The sequence below is a fragment of the Arthrobacter sp. ERGS1:01 genome (assembly GCF_001281315.1).
GTDB lineage: Bacteria > Actinomycetota > Actinomycetes > Actinomycetales > Micrococcaceae > Specibacter.
The window spans coordinates 366,627-383,823 of sequence record NZ_CP012477.1; the positions used below are offsets into that span (position 1 = coordinate 366,627).

Sequence of the window (17,197 nt, forward strand, 5' to 3'; positions counted from 1 at the left end):
CGAAGATGCGGCTTGTCAATGGATTTCCCGCTGGCGGCGCTAGAGGATTGCGACGCTGCCGTCGCGGACGTCCCAGCGGGTGTCGAGCCGGACGTTTTCGAGCAAGCGGCGGTCGTGGGAGACCAGCAGCAGGGCGCCTTCGTAGCTTTCCAGCGCCTCCTCAAGCTGCTCGATCGCGGGTAGGTCAAGGTGGTTGGTCGGCTCGTCAAGGACCAGCACGTTCACGCCGCGGGCCTGCAGCAGCGCCAGGGAGGCGCGCGTTCGTTCGCCGGGGGACAGGGCGTCCACGGGACTCGTGACCTGGTCGGCCTTCAAGCCAAACTTGGCCAGCAGCGTGCGCACCTCGGCCTGGTTCATCTCGGGCACCAGGAGCTCGAAGGCGTCGCCCAGCGGGGCGTCCTCCGGGAACTGGCTGCGGGCCTGATCGATCTCGCCGATCGCCACGCTGGCACCCAGGGAGGCGCCGCCTTCGTCCGGGGCCGTGCGGCCCAGCAGGAGCCGCAACAGCGTGGACTTGCCGGCGCCGTTGGGGCCCGTGATGCCGATCCGCTCGCCGGCGTTGACCTGCACCGATACGGGGCCAAGCGTGAAGCCGCCCTGGTGAAGGGTGGCCGCATTCAGGGTTGCCACGACGGAGCTTGAACGCGGTGCGGCGCCAATGCTGAACTGCAGCGCCCACTCCTTGCGCGGCTCCTCCACCTCGTCCAGGCGGGCAATGCGCGACTCCATCTGGCGGACCTTTTGGGCCTGCTTTTCGCTGGATTCGCTGGCGGCCCGGCGGCGGATCTTGTCATTGTCCGGGTTCTTCTTCATGGCGTTGCGCACGCCCTGCGAGCTCCACTCGCGCTGGGTGCGGGCGCGTCCCACGAGGTCGGCCTTCTTGTCGGCAAATTCGTCGTAGGCCTCGCGGGCGTGCCGCCGCGCGATGGCGCGCTCCTCCAGGTAGGCGTCGTAGCCGCCGTCGTACACGGCCACCTTGTTCTGCGCCAGGTCCAGCTCCACCACGGTGGTCACGCAGCGGGCCAGGAACTCGCGGTCGTGGGAGACGAGCACAACGCCGCCGCGCAGGCCCGTCACGAATTCCTCCAGCCGCGCCAGTCCGGCCAGGTCAAGATCGTTCGTGGGCTCGTCCAGGAGTACGACGTCGAAGCGGCTCAGCAGCAGCGCGGCCAGCGCCACGCGGGCGGCCTGCCCGCCGGAAAGTCCCGTCATGAGTGCCTCGGGGCCCACGTCGAGGCCGAGCTCGGCCAGGGTGGCCGGGATGCGGTCGTCAAGATCCGCGGCCCCGCACGCCAGCCAGTGGTCAAGGGCTGCCGCGTAGCGGTCGTCGTCGGCGGAATTGCCCGAGCCCAGCGCCTCGGCGGAGGACTCCATGGCCTCGGTGGCCGCCGTGGAACCGGTGCGCCGGCCAATGTAGCCGGCCACGGTTTCGCCGTCGATCCGCTCATGTTCCTGCGGCAGCCAGCCGATGAACGCGTCCTGTGGGGCCGTGCTGACGGTGCCGGCCTGCGGCTTGTCAGCCCCCGCCAGCAGGCGCAGCAGCGTGGACTTGCCGGCGCCGTTGGCGCCCACCACGCCCACGACGTCGCCCGGGGCGACGGTGAAATTGAGGTTGCTGAACAAAGTGCGGTGGGCGTGTCCTCCGGAGAGGTCCTTGGCCACGAGTGTTGCGGTCATGCCTCAATCTTAAGTTGCTTTGGCGGGGTCCCCGGACCGGTGCAGTGTCGCCCTGGCCCGTCTATGTTGCAGTTATTGGACCGATTTCGCCCCGGAAGACGCTTACCGGTCCAATAACTGCAACACAGACGGGGTCAGTGTGCCGGCTCCAGTTTGCCGCTCGCGGCCAGGTGCGCGGTCAGCTCGGATTCGACCCCCGCGCGGTCGTACCAGCCGGTGAAGATGGGCGTGCCCGGTTCAAAGGCCGTGCCGTTTGTCAGCGGCCCGGCGTCGACCGCGTCAAAGCCCAGGCGCTCAACGAACTCGCGCACCAGGGCGCCGGTGGCGTCGTCGTCCGTGGAAACGGCCAGCGCGCGCCGGTCGGCGGCACCCGCGGGGCGGGCGTCGAGTTCCAGCTCGTGGTAGCCGATGTGGTTCAGCGACTTGGCGAGCCGGGCGCCGGGAATGTGGGCCAGCACCATTTCCGAGCTCGACGGCGCATCCGCCAGCTCCGGCATCTCGCCGTTGGTGTCCTGCCAGTAGTTCATGGTGTCCACCACGTGCTTGCCGGCCAGCCCGGCCGGATCCAGCGTGCGGAACTTGTGCAGCGGCACGGACAGCACCACGAGATCGGCCTCGGCCATGACGCGTTCGGCGGTGACGGCTTCGGCGCCCGGGGCCATGACCTGGATGATCAGGCCAATGTTTGCGGGGTCTCCCGAGGCGGCAATGAGCACGCGGTAGCCGGCCAGCAGGGCCTGGCGTGCGACGCCGGTCCCCACCTTTCCGGCGCCAAGGATGCCGATGGTCTGCGGCTGGGTTCCCCCGGGCAAAGTTTCCACGTGCAATGTCTCCACCTTCGATGCTCCATCCATATACGTTGTAATACAGACGATCTTACTCTCATATTATCTGTTGTAAAGAGCAGTAATGCCTTATGATGGGTGGTATGAGTAACAGTTCCGCAGTGCAGACCCCCGCAACCAGCGCCCAAGAGGACTTTGGCTGGACCCTGGGCGTGCTGGTGCGCAACTACCAAAACTCCTCCAACGCCGTCATGGGTGAATTCCCGCACGGCGCCCGGGGCTACCAGGTGCTGGTGGCCGTGGTGGGCGGCGAACAGCCCAACCAGTTGGCGCTCGCCCAGCACCTGGGCATTGACCGCACCGTCATGACCTACCTGATTGACGACTTCGTGAAGGCCGGGCTGGCCGAACGCCGGCTCAATCCCGCCGATCGCCGGGCGCGGCTCGTGGTGGCCACCGACGCCGGCCATGCCGCCTTGGCGGATTTGCAGCGCCGCGTGGCGGAGGCCGAAAACACCGTCCTTGCGGCGCTGGACCCCGCCGAGCGCGAGGTCTTCCGGACCTTGCTGCGCCGCGTGGCCTGCGACGCCCCCGAAGCGGACGCCCACGACCTCGGCGCCTGCGAAGCCGTGGAGCAGATGCTCGGTTAGGGTTCGGCCGGCCCGTCGCCGGCAAGTCCGGCTCCCAGCGAGAGCCAGTTTTCCCGGCTTGCAAGCGCCGCGCCCTCGGCGTCGCCCAGCCCGGCGAGGCGGATGATCTCGGCATGCGCGGTGACCGAGTGGCGTCCGGAGGCGGAGCTGAAACGCTGCCGCTCCACCCGCCGCAACAGCGGGAGGGCCTGTTCCAGGACATCCGGAATCATGTCGTTGCCGCAGCCGTGCACAAAGACGGCGTGAAAGTCGTCGTCGGCGGCCAGGGCCAGTTCGACGTCGTCATGCTCCAGTGCCGCGGCAAAGTTGGCATTGGCCTCCGTCATGGCCGCAAGCGCCGGGCCGGCCATGTGCGGCACGGCGAGGCGCGCGGCCAACTCATGCATGGCCGCCACCACCTGCCGGGCGCTGGCGGTCGACGCCGGATCAAGCGGCGCAACCAGGGTTGCCCGGCCGGGCTGGGCGATGATCAGCCCGGCCCGTTCAAGCCGCAGCAAGGCCTCGCGGATGGGCGTGCGGCTGACCCCCAGCCAGGCCTCGAGCTCGGGATCCCGCAGCCGCTCGCCCGGGCCAAAAGTGCCGTCGATGATGGCGTCGCGAATGGACTCATATACGTCGTCGCGCAGCAGGGAGCGCTTGTGGATTCCATGGGGGGAAGGTGTGGGCATGGCCCTCATGCTAGCGCGGCAGTCGGAGGAATCGCTGAAAGTGTTGACATGCCACGCATGCAGCATGCAATATATTGCACAACGACCAGTGGTGTGATCCGCACCATGTCTTGGGTAAATGAGGACACCATGGCAATCACCGATTTTGAGCGCTACCCCCTGACGTTCGGCCCCAGCCCCATCCACGAGCTGCCGCGCCTGGGTGCGCACTTGGGCGGCGCGAAGATCTGGGCCAAACGGGAGGACTGCAACAGCGGGCTGGCCTTTGGCGGCAACAAGACCCGCAAACTTGAATACATCGTCCCGGATGCGATCGCCCAGGGCGCGGACACGCTGGTCTCCATTGGCGGCTACCAGTCCAACCACACCCGCCAGGTGGCCGCCGTCGCCGCCAAGATCGGCATGAAGGCCCGGCTCGTGCAGGAAAACTGGGTGGATTGGCCGGACCCGCTCAGCGACCGTGTGGGCAACATCCTGCTTTCGCGAATCATGGGCGCCGAGGTCACGCTCGATTCGGCGGGCTTCGACATCGGCATCCGCAGCAGCTGGGAGCAGGCCATCGCGGAGGTTCACGACGCCGGCGGCAAGCCGTACCCCATCCCGGCCGGCGCCTCCGAACACCATCTGGGCGGACTGGGCTTCGCCAACTGGGCCTATGAGGTTGAGCAGCAGGAAAAGGACCTGGGCGTCTTCTTCGACACGATCATAGTCTGCACCGTCACCGGCTCCACGCATGCCGGCATGATCGCCGGGTTCGCCGGCCAGGACCGCCCCCGGCGCGTGATCGGCATCGACGCCTCCGCCACCATTGAGAAGACCCGTGCGCAGGTGGCCCGGATCGCCCGGCACACCGCCGAACTGATCGGCCTGGGCCGCGAACTGCGGGACGACGAGATCACCGTGCTGGAGGGCTGGGCCGGCGACTACTACGGCATCCCGGTGGAATCGACCATGGAAGCCATCCGGCTGTCGGGATCCCTCGAGGGGATGATCATCGACCCCGTCTACGAGGGCAAGTCCATGGCCGGACTGATCGAGCTGGTCAGCACCAGGGACATTCCGGATACCAGCAACGTCCTGTACGCGCACCTGGGCGGGCAGCCGGCCCTGAACGCCTACAGCGGACTGTTCCGCTAAAGCAGGAGCGCCCGCTCCGTGAATGACAGAGCCAGGAACGACGGCGGCACCCGGGTGAGCCGGGCGCCGTCGGACTTTGTCCGGTCCCGGCAGATCCCGGCCCGGCCCTAGCCGAGGTTGGCGAGCAGCTGACGGGCGGTGGATTCGTCGGTGACGAGTTCGTTGACGAAGCCGCCGCGGATGGCCGCGGCCAGCGGAACCACCTTGGCCGGCCCGGCCGTGACCATCATGCGGCGCCGGATCTTCAACAGGTCATCCAGCGTGATGCCGATGAGCCTGTCGGTCACCTCCGACTTCACCTCGCGGCCTTCGTGGTCAAAGAAGTGCCCGCACAGGTGCGCGGCGGCGCCGGCGGCCTCAAGGTCCGCGAGTGCGCCGGGGGAGACGGGGCTGTAGGTTCCGGTGCCGTCAAAGCGCTGCATGGAGCCCAGGCCGAGCAGGGCCAGGTCGCTGCGGGGGCCCAGCTCAAGCCCGTACGCCACCTCGGGCGATTCGAGCGCCTTGAACCGGGCTGCGGGATCGCGGTAGAGGAAGTTGGCGGGGACCGGGATGAAGTTCCCGCCCAGCTGCTGGCAAATGTGCTCGCCCACGTGGATGCGTTCATCCCCGGAACGGTCCAGCCGGGAAGGGCAGGCCAGCAGGTCGATGACCGTCAGCTCCGCGTGGACGCCGGGGCTCAGCGACTTGGCCACGGACGACAACGTCCGGCTGGCCGCCACGCCCAGCTGCCGCACGCCATCGAGGTGGGTTTGCAGGTACCTGGCCGCCACGTAGCCCAGGCGGTTGTTCTTCTCGTACAGGGAGCGGGGCCGGTCCATGGAGATGACGCAATCGTCAAGGTTGAACGCGGTCCGCAGCGTCGCCTCGAGCTCCGGCATCCGGTCCACGGGCGGGCCGATCCGGATCTGCACCACGCCGCGGCGCTTGGCCTCGGCCAGCAGCCGCGAGACGGTGGCCCGGGACAGGTTTTCCGACGACGCGATCTCCAGCTGGGTGGCACCGGAGACGTGGTAGAGGTGGGCGATCTTTTGCACCAGGTGGTCGTGGCGCATGGCGTGGTCGGTGGACAAAACGGTGCGCCCCTTCCGGTGGTTGTTGATGGTGAGCCTACCCATGATTCTAGAAGATCGAAGCGGTGTTGGCAGGTTGCCGCCCCTTCCTGCCGAAAAGACCTACCAATCGGTGCACATTGTGGGCTAGGGTAACTAATTGTGAGATAGATACCGCAGCCACCCAAGCCGCCCGCAGATCGCGCCGCCGTCCCGCGGCCCGCTGGATCGCGTCCGGACCGCCTGCCAATCCACCATTTATTTAGAAGGCCCTCGTGCGCTCATTTCCCTATTCCGACGCCGGATCTCCCGACCTCCGCTCCCCGTCCCGCTACCTGTGGTGGCTGGCCCGGGCGCAGCGGGCCACCCTCGCCATGGGCATCTTCTACGGCTCCGTCTGGACCTTGTCCCAGGCGTTGATCCCGTACGCCCTGGGCCAGGCCGTGGACCTGGGGATCGTGTCGAAGGACTTCCCCGGCCTGCTCTGGTGGGTTGGCGTGCTGCTGGCCCTGACGGTGGTGCAGGCGGTGGCGTCCACGCTGCGGCACCGCTCGGCGGTCAGCAACTGGATGCAGGCGGCGTACCGGTCCGCGCAGCTCATTGGCCACAAGGTCACCCGCAGTGGCGATGCGCTGCCGCAAAAGTTCTCCACCGGCGAGGTGGTCTCCACCTCCGCCTCGGACGCCATGCGCATCGGCGAAATCTATGACGTGTCCGCCCGGCTGGCGGGCTCCGTGGTGGGCTACCTGGTGGTCTCGGCGCTCGTGTTTGCCTCGTCCTGGCAGCTGGGCCTTGTCGTGTTGCTGGGCGTGCCGTTGTGCGGCGTCATGCTCTTGTTCGTCATCCGGCCGCTGCAGGCCCGGCAAAAGGAGCAGCGCGAGGCGTCCGGAAAGATGACCGCCCTGGGTGCGGACACCGTGGCCGGGCTGCGCGTGCTGCGCGGCATCGGCGGCGAGCACATCTTCGTCCAGCGCTACCGGGAACGGTCCCGGGAAACCCAGCTGGCCGGGAACAAGGTGGCCTATTCGCTGGCCGACCTCGACGCCGCCCAGGTCCTGGTGGTGGGTGCGTTCAGTGTCGCGTTCACCTGGATCGGTGCGCTGCAGGCGTTGAACGGGCAGATCGAGACCGGCCAGCTCGTGGCCCTGTACGGGTACGCCGTTTTCCTGGTGTCCCCGATCCGCACGGCCGCCGACGCCGTCTCCCGCTTCATCCGCGCCAACGTGGGTGCCCGCAGGATCATTGACGTCCTGGCCACGCCGTCGGCCGTGGACGACGACGGCGCCACGGCCACCGCGCCGTCGTCACCGGCCGTCCTGGTGGACACCGCCTCCGGCGCCCTGATTCGCCCCGGCGCCCTGACCGGCGTCGTCTCCGCGGACCCCGCGGCGTCCGCCGATCTGGCCCGGCGCCTGGGCCGCTTCGAGGACGCCGTGCTGCGCGAGGCCACCGTGCGGTGGGGTGGTGCCGCGCTGCACCTGGTGCCGCTGCGCGAGGTGCGGGGCCGCATCGTGGTCTCCGACGCCGAGCCGCAGCTTTTCACCGGAACCCTGCGGGAGGAACTTGATCCCACGGGGCGGCACAGCGACGCCGAGATCATGGACGCCATCGACGTGGCGAGCGCCGACGACGTCTTTGACGGCCTGGAAGACGGGCTCGACGACGAGGTCACCGAAAAGGGCCGCGGCTTCTCCGGCGGCCAGCGCCAACGCCTGGCGCTGGCCCGCGCCGTGCTGACCGAGGCGGAGGTGCTGGTGCTGATCGAGCCCACCAGCGCCGTGGACGCCCACACCGAATCCCGGATTGCCACCGCGTTGCGGCACTCCCGGGCCACGGAAAACAACACCACCGTGGTGGTCACGGTCAGCCCGCTCATGCTGGGCGCCATGGACACAGTGCTGTTTCTGGACGGCGGCGAACTGCGCGCACAGGGCACCCACCATGAACTCATGAAGACGGTGCCGGAATACCGCAGCGTGGTGATTCGCGGCGAGGGCATGGACGGGCACGGCTACGAAGGAAACAAGAACATGAGCAGCGAGGGGCAAAGGTAATGGCCGGACAACAACTTCCCGTGGCGGATTCCGCCCAGGTCAAGGCCGAGGGGCTCCGGCTCATGCGCCAGCACCGGCGCCCGTTGGGCTTCGTGGTGGGGCTGTACGTGCTTGCCGCAGTCGCCGGCCTGGCCGGGCCGTACCTGCTGGGCCGCCTCGTCGATGCCATCACCAAGGGCACCTCGCCGGGGTTCGTGGCGGTCGTTGCACTGACCCTGTCCGGTTTCGTGGTGGTCCAGACGCTGCTCTCCCGCTGGGCCCAGCGCACGGGCATGGTGCTCGGCGAGAAGGTCTTCGCCCAGCTGCGCGAGGAATTCATGGAGCAGGTCACCTCGCTGCCGTTGTCCACCGTTGAGAAGGCCGGCACCGGCGACCTCGTTTCCCGCACCACCAACGACGTCGACGCCGTCTCCCACACCGTGCGGTTCGGCGTGCCGCAGGTGCTGGTCTCCGTGGCAACCATCGCGCTGACCGTGGCCGCGGCCGTGTTCACGAGCCCCGTGCTGGCGCTGGCCCTGCTGGTGGGCGCACCGCTGCTGGTCCCCGTGACCCGCTGGTACCTGAAGCGGGCCACCCCCGGATACCTGCGTGAACGGGAGGGCTACGCCGTGCTCAACGGCGCCATCACCGAGACCATCGAGGGTGCCCGGACGGTCGACGCGCTGAGCCTGGGCGCGCACCGCCGTTCCCGCATTGATGCCGCCCTGCGCCGCTGCTTCGAGGCCGAGCGGTACACGTTGAGCCTGCGCACGGTGCTGTTTCCGGCCGCCGAGCTTTCCTTCTGGCTCCCCGTGGCGGCAGTGCTGCTGTGGGGCGGCTGGCTGGCCTCGGAGGGAACCGTCAGCGCCGGCATGGTGGCCACCGTGGCCCTGTACGCCATGCAGCTGATCGACCCCGTGGACACGCTGATCATGTGGATCGACGAGATCCAGGTGGGCGCCTCCTCGCTGGCCCGCATCGTGGGCATCCGCAACGTGGCGACCGACAGGACCGCCACCGACGCCGTCCCCGCCGACGAAACCCTGCTGGTGGACAAGGTTCGCTACGCCTACCGGGAGGGCCATGACGTGCTGCACGGCGTGGACCTGACCCTCGTGCCGGGGGAGCGGCTGGCCATGGTGGGCCCCTCGGGTGCCGGCAAATCCACGCTCGGCCGGCTGATTGCCGGCATCCATCCGCCCACGGGCGGCTCCGTCACGGTGGGCGGGGTCCCGCTGGTGGACCGGCCGCTGGACGAGCTGCACGGCGAAGTGGCGCTGGTTACCCAGGAACACCATGTCTTCGTGGGCACGCTCGCGGACAACCTGCGCCTGGGCAAGTCCGACGCAACGGAGGCCGAGCTGGAAAAGGCCCTGGCCGACGTCGGCTCCCTCGGCTGGGCGCGTGCCCTGCCGCAGGGACTGGCCACCGAGGTGGGGTCCGGGGCGCACACGCTGACCCCCGGCCAGGCCCAGGAGCTGGCGCTGGCCCGGCTGGTGCTGGCCGATCCGCACACGCTGGTGCTGGACGAGGCGACGTCGCTCATCGACCCGGCCGCGGCCCGCGACCTGGAGTACTCGCTCAGCGCCGTGCTGAGCGGGCGCACCGTGGTGGCCATTGCGCACCGGCTGCACACGGCGCACGACGCCGACCGGGTGGCGGTGGTGGAAAAGGGCCGGATCTCCGAGCTGGGCTCCCATGAGGAGTTGCTGGCCCTGGACGGCGCCTACGCCTCGCTGTGGAATTCGTGGCGGCGGGACGAATAGTCCGGCACGGTCCCTACTTCCCGGCGAGAAAGGGGCGTAACGTTCAAGGAGGGGGCAGTTGGGGCCACGGGGCCCCGGCCGGGACAGCACCATTCGCCGAAGGAGATCCCCATGCCTGACAAACAACAGTCACACCAGCATGAACACAAGAAGATGGACAAGGGCCACGCCATCAAGGCCAAGCGGGCGGAGAAGAAGGCCCGGGGTGCCGCGGACGAGTCCGCCGATCCCGTAGCCCACATCAAGAAGCACTAAATCGGATGGTGCCGAGCGTGGACGCCCCGATGCCCGCGCCGCCAAGGTGCATGCATTCGCATGGAATAGCGTGCGGCGCGGGTGCGTTGTGCCGGGCATGAAACGTATTGGCTTTTTGTCCTTCGGGCACTACGGCACGGGCCGCGGCTCACAAACCGCGTCGGCCCGCGACGCCCTCCACCAAGCCGTCGACCTTGCGGTGGCCGCCGAGGAGATCGGCATTGACGGGGCCTTCTTCAGGGTGCACCACTTTGCCCGTCAGCAGGCCGCCCCGTTCCCGCTCATGGCCGCGATTGCCGCCCGGACCAGCCGGATCGAAATCGGCACGGGCGTCATCGACATGCGCTACGAAAACCCTCTGTACATGGCCGAACAAGCCGCGGCGACGGACCTGATCAGCGATGGCCGGCTGCAGATCGGCGTGAGCCGCGGTTCACCCGAACCCGCCCTGAACGGCGCGGCCGACTTTGGCTATTTCCCGGAGGACGGCGAGACCACGGCGGACATGGCCCGGCGGCATACGGCGTCGTTCCGGCACGCAATCAGCGGTGCCGGGGTGGCCGAGCCGGGCGAACATGCCTACATGGGTGGCGAACGGCTGCTGCGCATTGAACCGCAGTCGCCGGGGCTGGCCCAGCGAATCTGGTGGGGCGCCGGCTCCCGGGCCACGGCCGTGTGGGCGGCGCGGCAGGGCATGAACCTGATGAGCTCCACCCTGCTGACCGAGGACACGGGCGTGCCGTTCGACCAGTTGCAAGCCGAACAAATCCAGCTGTTCCGCGACGAATGGGCCGCCGCGGGCCACTCCTTCACCCCGCGCGTCTCCGTCAGCCGCAGCGTCATCCCCATTGTCGATGACACCGACCGCATGTACTTTGGGCTGCGCGCCCAGGCCGACAGCAAGGACCAGGTGGGCATGATCGACGGCCTGCTCTCTCGCTTCGGCAAGAGCTACATGGGCGACCCGGCGGAGATCGCCGCCGAGCTCGCAGCCGATGAAGCCGTGCATGCCGCGGACACGCTCATGCTCACGGTGCCAAACCAGTTGGGAGTTGCCTACAACGCCAAGATGCTCGAGAACATCGCCCAGTACATTGCCCCGGCGATCGGTTGGCAGCCGAACCTCTAAATCCCAGCCCGGTGACTGAGCCTGTCGAGATCCCGGTCAAGGTTGCCGCCGTCGTTCTTCAATGGACGACGGCGGCATTTGCGCGCCTGCGCCGGTGGCGGGTGCTGGGCTTTCCGACCGGGCCGCGGTGCTAAAATCAGCTGAGAGACCACTCAAACTTTTTCGCGATCGCAAGCCAACCGTGGCTGCACAAATCGCACAAGATGGCAGCGAACATCCGCAGCCAACCGCCCACCACTAGAGTCTGGAACCCATGAGAAGAACTGAACGCCGGACCCCGCCCGCCCTAGCAGATGGGGCAATGCGAATTGTCGCCCTCGGCGGCTTGGGGGAAATCGGCCGCAACATGACCGTGTTCGAATACGCCGGCAAGCTGCTGATCGTTGACTGCGGCGTCCTCTTCCCCGAAGAGCACCACCCCGGCGTGGACTTGATCCTGCCCGATTTCTCCTACCTGAAGGACCGCTGGGCGGACGTGGTGGGCCTGGTGCTCACGCACGGCCATGAGGACCACATCGGCGGTGTCCCGTACCTGCTCAAGCACCGCGGCGACATCCCCGTCATCTCCGCCAAGCTGACCCTGGCCTTCCTGAAGACCAAGCTCGACGAGCACCGCATCAAGGGCAAGCTGGTCACCGTCAAGGAAGGCGACCGCCGCAAGTTTGGCCCGTTCGACGTCGAATTCCTCGCCGTCAACCACTCCATCCCGGACGGTTTGGCCGTGGCCATCCGCACGCCGGCCGGCCTGGTGCTGGAAACCGGCGACTTCAAGATGGACCAGTTCCCGCTGGACCGCCGCATCACCGACCTTGCCGGCTTTGCCCGCCTGGGCGAGGAAGGCGTGGACCTGTTCATGCCCGACTCCACCAACGCCGAAGTTCCGGGCTTCCTGGCCGCCGAGGCCGATCTGATCCCGGCCATCGACCAGGTCATGCGCACGGCTCCGCGCCGCGTGGTTGTCTCCAGCTTTGCCAGCCACGTGCACCGCATCCAGCAGATCATCGATTCCGCGCACAAGTACAACCGCAAGATCGCGTTCGTGGGCCGCTCCATGGTCCGCAACATGACCACCGCCCGTGAACTGGGCTACCTGAAGATCCCGCGCGGCATGCTGGTCGATGCCAAGGAACTTGAGCGCATGGCCCCCAACAAGGCCGTGCTCATCTGCACCGGTTCGCAGGGTGAGCCCATGGCCGCACTGGCCCGCATGGCCAACAGCGACCACCAGATCAACCTGACCGAGGGCGACACCGTCCTGCTGGCCAGCTCCCTGGTGCCCGGCAACGAGTCCTCGATCTACCGCCTGATCAACGACCTCACCAAGCAGGGCGCCAACGTCGTCCACAAGGGCAACGCCAAGGTCCACGTCTCCGGCCACGCCAGCGCCGGCGAGCTCGTGTACTGCTACAACCTGGTCCGTCCCAAGAACGTCATGCCGGTGCACGGTGAATACCGCCACCTGAAGGCCAACGCCGAGCTGGCAATCCGCACAGGTGTCGAGCCGAAGAATGCCTTCATCGTCGAGGACGGCACCACGATCGACCTCAAGGACGGCGTTGCCCGGGTGACCGGCAGCGTTCCCGCCGCGTACGTGTACGTGGAGAACATGGTTGCCGGTGCGGCCACGGAGGAGTCCCTGCAGGACCGCATCCGCCTGGCCGAGGACGGCGCCGTCACCGTCCTGCTGATCGTCAACCCGGACAACGGCCACATCGAAGAGGACCCCGAGTACTTCGCAGTGGGCTTCAACCTCACCGAGAAGGATCTGGAGAAGGCCACCGGAATCGTCGAGAAGACCATCTCCGGCCTCCGCGGCGAGAAGACCGGGCACGGCGCCGAAAAGGCCATCGCCGACGCGCTGCTGCGCTGGTCGGACCGTGCGCTGCGCCGCAAGCCGGTGTATACCGTCATCATCGTCGAGGCTTAATCCTCTTTGCCCGTTGAGGGCCCGGATGGTGCCCGCATTCCTTGCCGGATGCGGGCACCATCCGGGCCCTTCGTGTTTGGCCCGCAAAAGCCTTTGGGATTGTGCCATGGTTTTACGGCACGGCTGTGCGGGTAAAGCGTTGCGTGCCCGCGGGCGGCGTGCGGTGGGTGCCGCCGTCGGCCTTCGGAACGACGGCGGGACCCCCGGCAGCCTCGATCGTCGGGGCGGGTCAGTCCTCGCCGCGGAGCTTGTCCATGGCGCGGCGGTCCTTCTTGGTGGGACGGCCGGTGCCGCGGTCGCGCTGGGGGAGTCCGAGCTTGGGCAGCACGGGTTGGGCCGGTGTGTGGTCGGTGAAACAGTGCGACGCCGCCTCGGCGCCGACCCGCTTGTTGATCAGCCGGCGGACCTCCAGGATCCTGTCGTAGCCGGGCTGGCGGACGCGGATGGTGTCGCCGGGAACCACGGTGTGGGCGGCCTTGGCGGGGGCGTCGTTGAGTTTCACATGCCCGGCACGGCAGGCAGCCGTCGCGGCGGAGCGCGTTTTGTAGGCGCGGATGGACCACAGCCACGCATCGATGCGCACCGAGGCGGGCGCGGTCTTCGGAATGCTCATGATGGAACCCACTCTATCCGTGGGGCTCCACGAAAAATGCCACCGTTCCCGCTTTTCGCCACCGGAATACAGGTGGCGAAAAGCGGGAACGGTGGCAGAAACCCTCCCGTTGCTAGGCCTGGTTGCTGAAGGCGGCGTCGAAGGAGAGCTCGGACGGCGCGAAGTTGAACTTCTTCAGCGCCGCCAGGGCCTCGGGGGCGCCCTGCAGGCGGTCCATGCCGGCGTCTTCCCACTCGATCGAGATGGGGCCGTCGTAGCCGATCGCGGTCAGCGCGCGGAAGGATGATTCCCACGGCACGTCGCCGCGTCCGGCGGAGACGAAGTCCCAGCCCCGGCGGGGGTCGCCCCAGGGCAGGTGCGAGCCCATGACCGTGTTGCGGCCCGTCATGCGCAGCTTCGTGTCCTTGCAGTCCACGTGGTAGATCCGGTCCTTGAAGTCCCAGATGAAGGAGACCGGGTCGATGCCCTGCCACATGAAGTGGGAGGGGTCCCAGTTCAGCCCGAACGCCTCGCGGTGGCCGATCGCCTCCAGCGTGCGCACCGTGGTCCAGTAGTCGTAGGCGATCTCGGAAGGGTGCACCTCGTGGGCGAAGCGGACACCGCATTCGTCAAAGGCGTCCAGGATCGGGTTCCAGCGGTCCGCGAAGTCCTGGTAGCCGGCGTCGATCATGGCGGCGGGGACGGGCGGGAACATGGCCACGTACTGCCAGATCGAGGAGCCGGTGAAGCCGACCACGGTCTTCACGCCCAGCGCCTGCGCCAACCGTGCCGTCAGTTTCATTTCCTCCGCCGCCCGCTGGCGCACCCCCTCCGGGTCCCCGTCGCCCCACACCTTGGAGCCAACAATCGCCTGGTGGCGGAAGTCGATCGGGTCATCGCACACGGCCTGGCCCTTGAGGTGGTTGGAGATGGCCCAGACCTTCAGCCCGTACCGCTCCAAAACGGCGAGCTTGCCGGCCACGTAGCCGGGCTCGTCCCAGCGCCACGGGTCCAGGTGGTCGCCCGAACAGGCAATTTCCAGGCCGTCGTAGCCCCAATCGGCGGCCAGCCGGGCCACTTCCTCGAACGGGAGGTCGGCCCACTGGCCGGTGAACAGGGTGTACGGGCGGGTCATGAAAAACTCCTGGCGGGGGTGGCTGACGGGGAGGTGGATGTGGCGGGCTCAAGGGTTTCGGCGGTTTCGGCAGTTTCGACAGGCTCAACCACCGCTGTGGCGGGCCCGGTGGTTTCGACAGGCTCAACCACCGGGAGGGTGGCGCCGCCGGCTGCGGAGGATGCCTCGATGGCGGCCAGCACGCGCTGCACGCCCAGGCCCTCCTCGAACGACGGCGACGGGTTGGTGCCGTTCTCGATATGCAGCAGGAAGTCCCGGATTTGGTGGGTGAAGCTGTGCTCCCAACCAATCACGTGCCCCTGCGGCCACCAGCCTTCAATGTAGGGGTGTTCGGGCTCGGTGACAAGGATGCGCCTAAATCCCTGCACCTGGACGGGTTCGGTGCCGTTGAGGAAGTACAGTTCGTTGGGGTTTTCCAGGTTGAACGTCAGGGATCCGTCGGTGCCGTACACCTCAAGGCGCAGGGCGTTCTTTTGCCCGAGAGCCACGCGGGACACATCCACGTTGGCCACCGCGCCGCCGGCCAGGGACAGCGTGGCCCAGGCGGCGTCGTCTACCGTCACCGGCTCGGGACCCTCCGGTCCGGGACGAGCGGTGACGAAGGTGTGCAGGCGCCCGGAGACGTCCGTAACGGTGTCCCCGAGCAGGAACTGGACCTGGTCGACGGCGTGCGAGGCAATGTCGCCCAAGGCGCCCGAGCCCGCGGTTTCCTTGCGCAGCCGCCAGGTCATGGGTGCTTCCGCATCCACCAGCCAGTCCTGCAGGTAGGAGGCGCGGACCTGCCGGACGGTGCCGAGGCGGCCTTCGGCGATGAGCTCACGGGCCAGGGCCAAGGCCGGAACGCGGCGGTAGTTGAAACCCACCATCGAGCGGACGCCGGCGGCGCGGGCGGTCCGGGCCGCGGCCACCATGGCCTCGGATTCGGCGAGCGTGTTGGCCAGCGGCTTCTCCACGAGGACATGCTTGCCGGCGGCCAGGGCTGCCGTCGCAATCTCCGCGTGGAGCCAGCCGGGGGCGCAGATGTCGACAATGTCGATGTCGTCCCGGGTAATGACCTCCCGCCAATCCGTGGCCGATTCGCTCCAGCCGTACTTGCGCGCGGCCGCGGCGACGGCCGTTGCATCCCGGCCCACCAGGACCTTTTGCTCAAAGTCGGGCACGTCGAAGTGGTTGGCCACCGTGCGCCAGGCATTTGAATGCGCCTGGCCCATGAAGGCATAGCCGATCGCGGCGACGCCCAGCGGGCGGCGGGCGGCGGGGATGTGGGGGGAGGTCATTGCGGGATTCCTAGAGGGTTGCTTCGGTGGGGTTCCAGTCCGAGGGCAGGGCCGGGGACGCCGGCGCCGTGCTTTCGACGGCGACAAACTCGCCGCTGTCCACGGATTCGGCAATCGAGACCATCGCATCGAGCACGTGGTACGCCAGTTCGCCGGGGACCCGGTGCGGGATGCCGGCACGGATGGAGCGGGCCATGTCCAGCACGCCCATGCCGCGCCCGTTGGCGGGGCCCTCCGCCGCAACAGCGGTCCACTCGTCCTCGCCGGCCTTGCAGAACTTGATCTCGCCGTCGAAATTGTTCGGATCCGGCAGCGAGATGGTGCCTTCCGTGCCCGTGATCTCCACGAAACCCATGCGGGATTTGGGGGACTCGAAGCTGAACACGCTGTGCGAGGAAGCCCCGGACTCGAACTGGGCGATCGCGCTCACATGGGTGGGAACCTCGACGTCGAACACCTCGCCGGCCTTGGGACCGGAGCCGATGGTGCGGGTGGGGAAGGCGGTGGAGCCGACGGCGGCCACCTTGGCGATGGGGCCAAAGGTCTGTACGAGGGCGGTGAGGTAGTAGGGGGCCATGTCGAACAGCGGGCCGGCGCCCTGCTGGAACAGGAAGGCCGGGTTCGGGTGCCAAGACTCGGGGCCGGGGGACTGGAACATGGTCAGCGCGGTCAGCGGCGTGCCGATTTTGCCGGCGTCGATGAGGCGCCGGGCCGTCTGCAGGCCCGCACCCAGGAAGGTGTCCGGTGCGCAGCCAAGGCGCATGCCCGCGGCCGCCGCCTCCTTGAGCAGGCCCAGCCCGCTGTCCCGGTCCAGCGAGAACGGCTTTTCCGTCCAGACGTGCTTGCCGGCGCGGACTGCGGCCGTGGCAACCTCCACGTGTGCCGCGGGAATGGTCAGGTTGACCACGATTTCGACGTCGGGGTGGTTCAGCGCCGTGTCGACGCCGCCAAATGCCTCGATGCCGTACTCGGCCGCACGGGCGGCGGCGGCGTCCTCGAAGAGGTCCGCGACCACGAGGACCTTGACGTCCGGGAACGTGGTGAGGTTGTCCAGGTACTGCTTGCTGATGTTGCCGGCGCCAATGACGGCGACGCCCACGGGTCCGCTCTTGCTCAT

The 17,197-nt window shown here is 68.0% G+C and carries 15 protein-coding genes; 7 read left to right on the forward strand and 8 right to left on the reverse strand.

Translation table 11 applies throughout. The features are described 5' to 3' along the window. Positions 1 to 39 precede the first annotated feature (39 nt). Entirely contained in the window at positions 40 to 1,677 is a 1,638-nt protein-coding gene (locus AL755_RS01705; RefSeq protein WP_054009443.1) for an ABC-F family ATP-binding cassette domain-containing protein, read from the reverse strand. A gap of 134 nt (positions 1,678 to 1,811) precedes the next feature. Continuing rightward, positions 1,812 to 2,498, reverse strand: coding sequence for an NADPH-dependent F420 reductase (locus tag AL755_RS01710; protein ID WP_237762449.1), 687 nt, complete (start codon positions 2,496 to 2,498; stop codon positions 1,812 to 1,814). 107 nt (positions 2,499 to 2,605) lie between these two features. Here AL755_RS01710 and AL755_RS01715 point away from each other — a divergent pair, with 107 nt between their 5' ends. Beyond that, on the forward strand, positions 2,606 to 3,112 hold the full coding sequence (locus AL755_RS01715; RefSeq protein ID WP_054009444.1) for a MarR family winged helix-turn-helix transcriptional regulator: 507 nt from the start codon (positions 2,606 to 2,608) through the stop codon (positions 3,110 to 3,112). Here the strand turns inward: AL755_RS01715 and AL755_RS01720 are convergent. Beyond that, the gene (locus AL755_RS01720) at positions 3,109 to 3,780 is read right to left on the reverse strand and encodes a GntR family transcriptional regulator (RefSeq protein WP_054009445.1); all 672 of its coding nucleotides are present in this window, start codon (positions 3,778 to 3,780) and stop codon (positions 3,109 to 3,111) included. The two genes, AL755_RS01715 and AL755_RS01720, sit on opposite strands and share 4 nt — an antisense overlap. 129 nt (positions 3,781 to 3,909) lie before the next feature. On the opposite strand from AL755_RS01720, the gene AL755_RS01725 reads away from it, so the two are divergent. Continuing rightward, on the forward strand, positions 3,910 to 4,917 hold the full coding sequence (locus AL755_RS01725; protein WP_054009446.1) for a 1-aminocyclopropane-1-carboxylate deaminase: 1,008 nt from the start codon (positions 3,910 to 3,912) through the stop codon (positions 4,915 to 4,917). A gap of 107 nt (positions 4,918 to 5,024) precedes the next feature. Here AL755_RS01725 and AL755_RS01730 read toward each other — a convergent pair whose 3' ends face one another. Then, positions 5,025 to 6,032, reverse strand: a complete 1,008-nt coding sequence (locus AL755_RS01730) for a sugar-binding transcriptional regulator (protein WP_054009447.1) — start codon at positions 6,030 to 6,032, stop codon at positions 5,025 to 5,027. 209 nt (positions 6,033 to 6,241) lie between these two features. Between AL755_RS01730 and AL755_RS01735 the strand changes: the two genes are divergently transcribed. The 5 genes from AL755_RS01735 to AL755_RS01750 all read left to right on the forward strand — a co-directional run bounded on the left by AL755_RS01735 (position 6,242) and on the right by AL755_RS01750 (position 13,076). Next, on the forward strand, positions 6,242 to 8,020 hold the full coding sequence (locus tag AL755_RS01735; protein WP_054009448.1) for an ABC transporter ATP-binding protein: 1,779 nt from the start codon (positions 6,242 to 6,244) through the stop codon (positions 8,018 to 8,020). Then, positions 8,020 to 9,765 carry an ABC transporter ATP-binding protein gene (locus AL755_RS01740; RefSeq protein ID WP_054009449.1) on the forward strand — a complete coding sequence of 582 codons (1,746 nt, stop codon included), beginning with the start codon at positions 8,020 to 8,022 and terminating at the stop codon, positions 9,763 to 9,765. The genes AL755_RS01735 and AL755_RS01740 overlap by 1 nt, the downstream gene beginning before the upstream one ends. Before the next feature lie 111 nt (positions 9,766 to 9,876). Next, positions 9,877 to 10,020 carry a hypothetical protein gene (locus AL755_RS23570; RefSeq protein ID WP_192841606.1) on the forward strand — a complete coding sequence of 48 codons (144 nt, stop codon included), beginning with the start codon at positions 9,877 to 9,879 and terminating at the stop codon, positions 10,018 to 10,020. 97 nt (positions 10,021 to 10,117) lie between these two features. Further along, positions 10,118 to 11,149, forward strand: a complete 1,032-nt coding sequence (locus AL755_RS01745) for an LLM class flavin-dependent oxidoreductase (RefSeq protein WP_054009450.1) — start codon at positions 10,118 to 10,120, stop codon at positions 11,147 to 11,149. Positions 11,150 to 11,450: 301 nt separating this feature from the next. After that, a complete protein-coding gene (locus tag AL755_RS01750; protein WP_192841595.1) occupies positions 11,451 to 13,076 on the forward strand; it encodes a ribonuclease J in 1,626 nt (541 codons plus the stop codon). Between the two features lie 229 nt (positions 13,077 to 13,305). Here AL755_RS01750 and AL755_RS01755 read toward each other — a convergent pair whose 3' ends face one another. The 4 genes from AL755_RS01755 to AL755_RS01770 all read right to left on the reverse strand — a co-directional run bounded on the left by AL755_RS01755 (position 13,306) and on the right by AL755_RS01770 (position 17,197). Further along, complete coding sequence (locus tag AL755_RS01755; RefSeq protein ID WP_192841596.1) at positions 13,306 to 13,689, reverse strand: RNA-binding S4 domain-containing protein; 384 nt, start codon at positions 13,687 to 13,689, stop codon at positions 13,306 to 13,308. Between the two features lie 112 nt (positions 13,690 to 13,801). Next, positions 13,802 to 14,803 (reverse strand): sugar phosphate isomerase/epimerase family protein, encoded by a 1,002-nt coding sequence (locus tag AL755_RS01760; RefSeq protein ID WP_054009452.1) that lies wholly within the window; start codon positions 14,801 to 14,803, stop codon positions 13,802 to 13,804. Further along, positions 14,800 to 16,080, reverse strand: coding sequence for a Gfo/Idh/MocA family protein (locus tag AL755_RS01765; protein ID WP_082368803.1), 1,281 nt, complete (start codon positions 16,078 to 16,080; stop codon positions 14,800 to 14,802). Before AL755_RS01765 ends, AL755_RS01760 begins: the two co-directional genes overlap by 4 nt. A 10-nt stretch (positions 16,081 to 16,090) precedes the next feature. After that, positions 16,091 to 17,197: a Gfo/Idh/MocA family protein gene (locus AL755_RS01770; protein ID WP_054009453.1), complete on the reverse strand. Its 1,107-nt coding sequence runs from the start codon at positions 17,195 to 17,197 to the stop codon at positions 16,091 to 16,093.

Coding starts and splice junctions, on each gene's coding strand:
- AL755_RS01715 (WP_054009444.1), top strand. CDS start 2,606: ATGAGTAACAGTTCCGCAGTGCAGACCCCCGCAACCAGCGCCCAAGAG.
- AL755_RS01725 (WP_054009446.1), top strand. CDS start 3,910: ATGGCAATCACCGATTTTGAGCGCTACCCCCTGACGTTCGGCCCCAGC.
- AL755_RS01755 (WP_192841596.1), bottom strand. CDS start 13,689: ATGAGCATTCCGAAGACCGCGCCCGCCTCGGTGCGCATCGATGCGTGG.
- AL755_RS01730 (WP_054009447.1), bottom strand. CDS start 6,032: ATGGGTAGGCTCACCATCAACAACCACCGGAAGGGGCGCACCGTTTTG.
- AL755_RS01740 (WP_054009449.1), top strand. CDS start 8,020: ATGGCCGGACAACAACTTCCCGTGGCGGATTCCGCCCAGGTCAAGGCC.
- AL755_RS01745 (WP_054009450.1), top strand. CDS start 10,118: ATGAAACGTATTGGCTTTTTGTCCTTCGGGCACTACGGCACGGGCCGC.
- AL755_RS01720 (WP_054009445.1), bottom strand. CDS start 3,780: ATGCCCACACCTTCCCCCCATGGAATCCACAAGCGCTCCCTGCTGCGC.
- AL755_RS01770 (WP_054009453.1), bottom strand. CDS start 17,197: ATGAGCAAGAGCGGACCCGTGGGCGTCGCCGTCATTGGCGCCGGCAAC.
- AL755_RS01750 (WP_192841595.1), top strand. CDS start 11,451: ATGCGAATTGTCGCCCTCGGCGGCTTGGGGGAAATCGGCCGCAACATG.
- AL755_RS01765 (WP_082368803.1), bottom strand. CDS start 16,080: ATGACCTCCCCCCACATCCCCGCCGCCCGCCGCCCGCTGGGCGTCGCC.
- AL755_RS01705 (WP_054009443.1), bottom strand. CDS start 1,677: ATGACCGCAACACTCGTGGCCAAGGACCTCTCCGGAGGACACGCCCAC.
- AL755_RS01760 (WP_054009452.1), bottom strand. CDS start 14,803: ATGACCCGCCCGTACACCCTGTTCACCGGCCAGTGGGCCGACCTCCCG.
- AL755_RS23570 (WP_192841606.1), top strand. CDS start 9,877: ATGCCTGACAAACAACAGTCACACCAGCATGAACACAAGAAGATGGAC.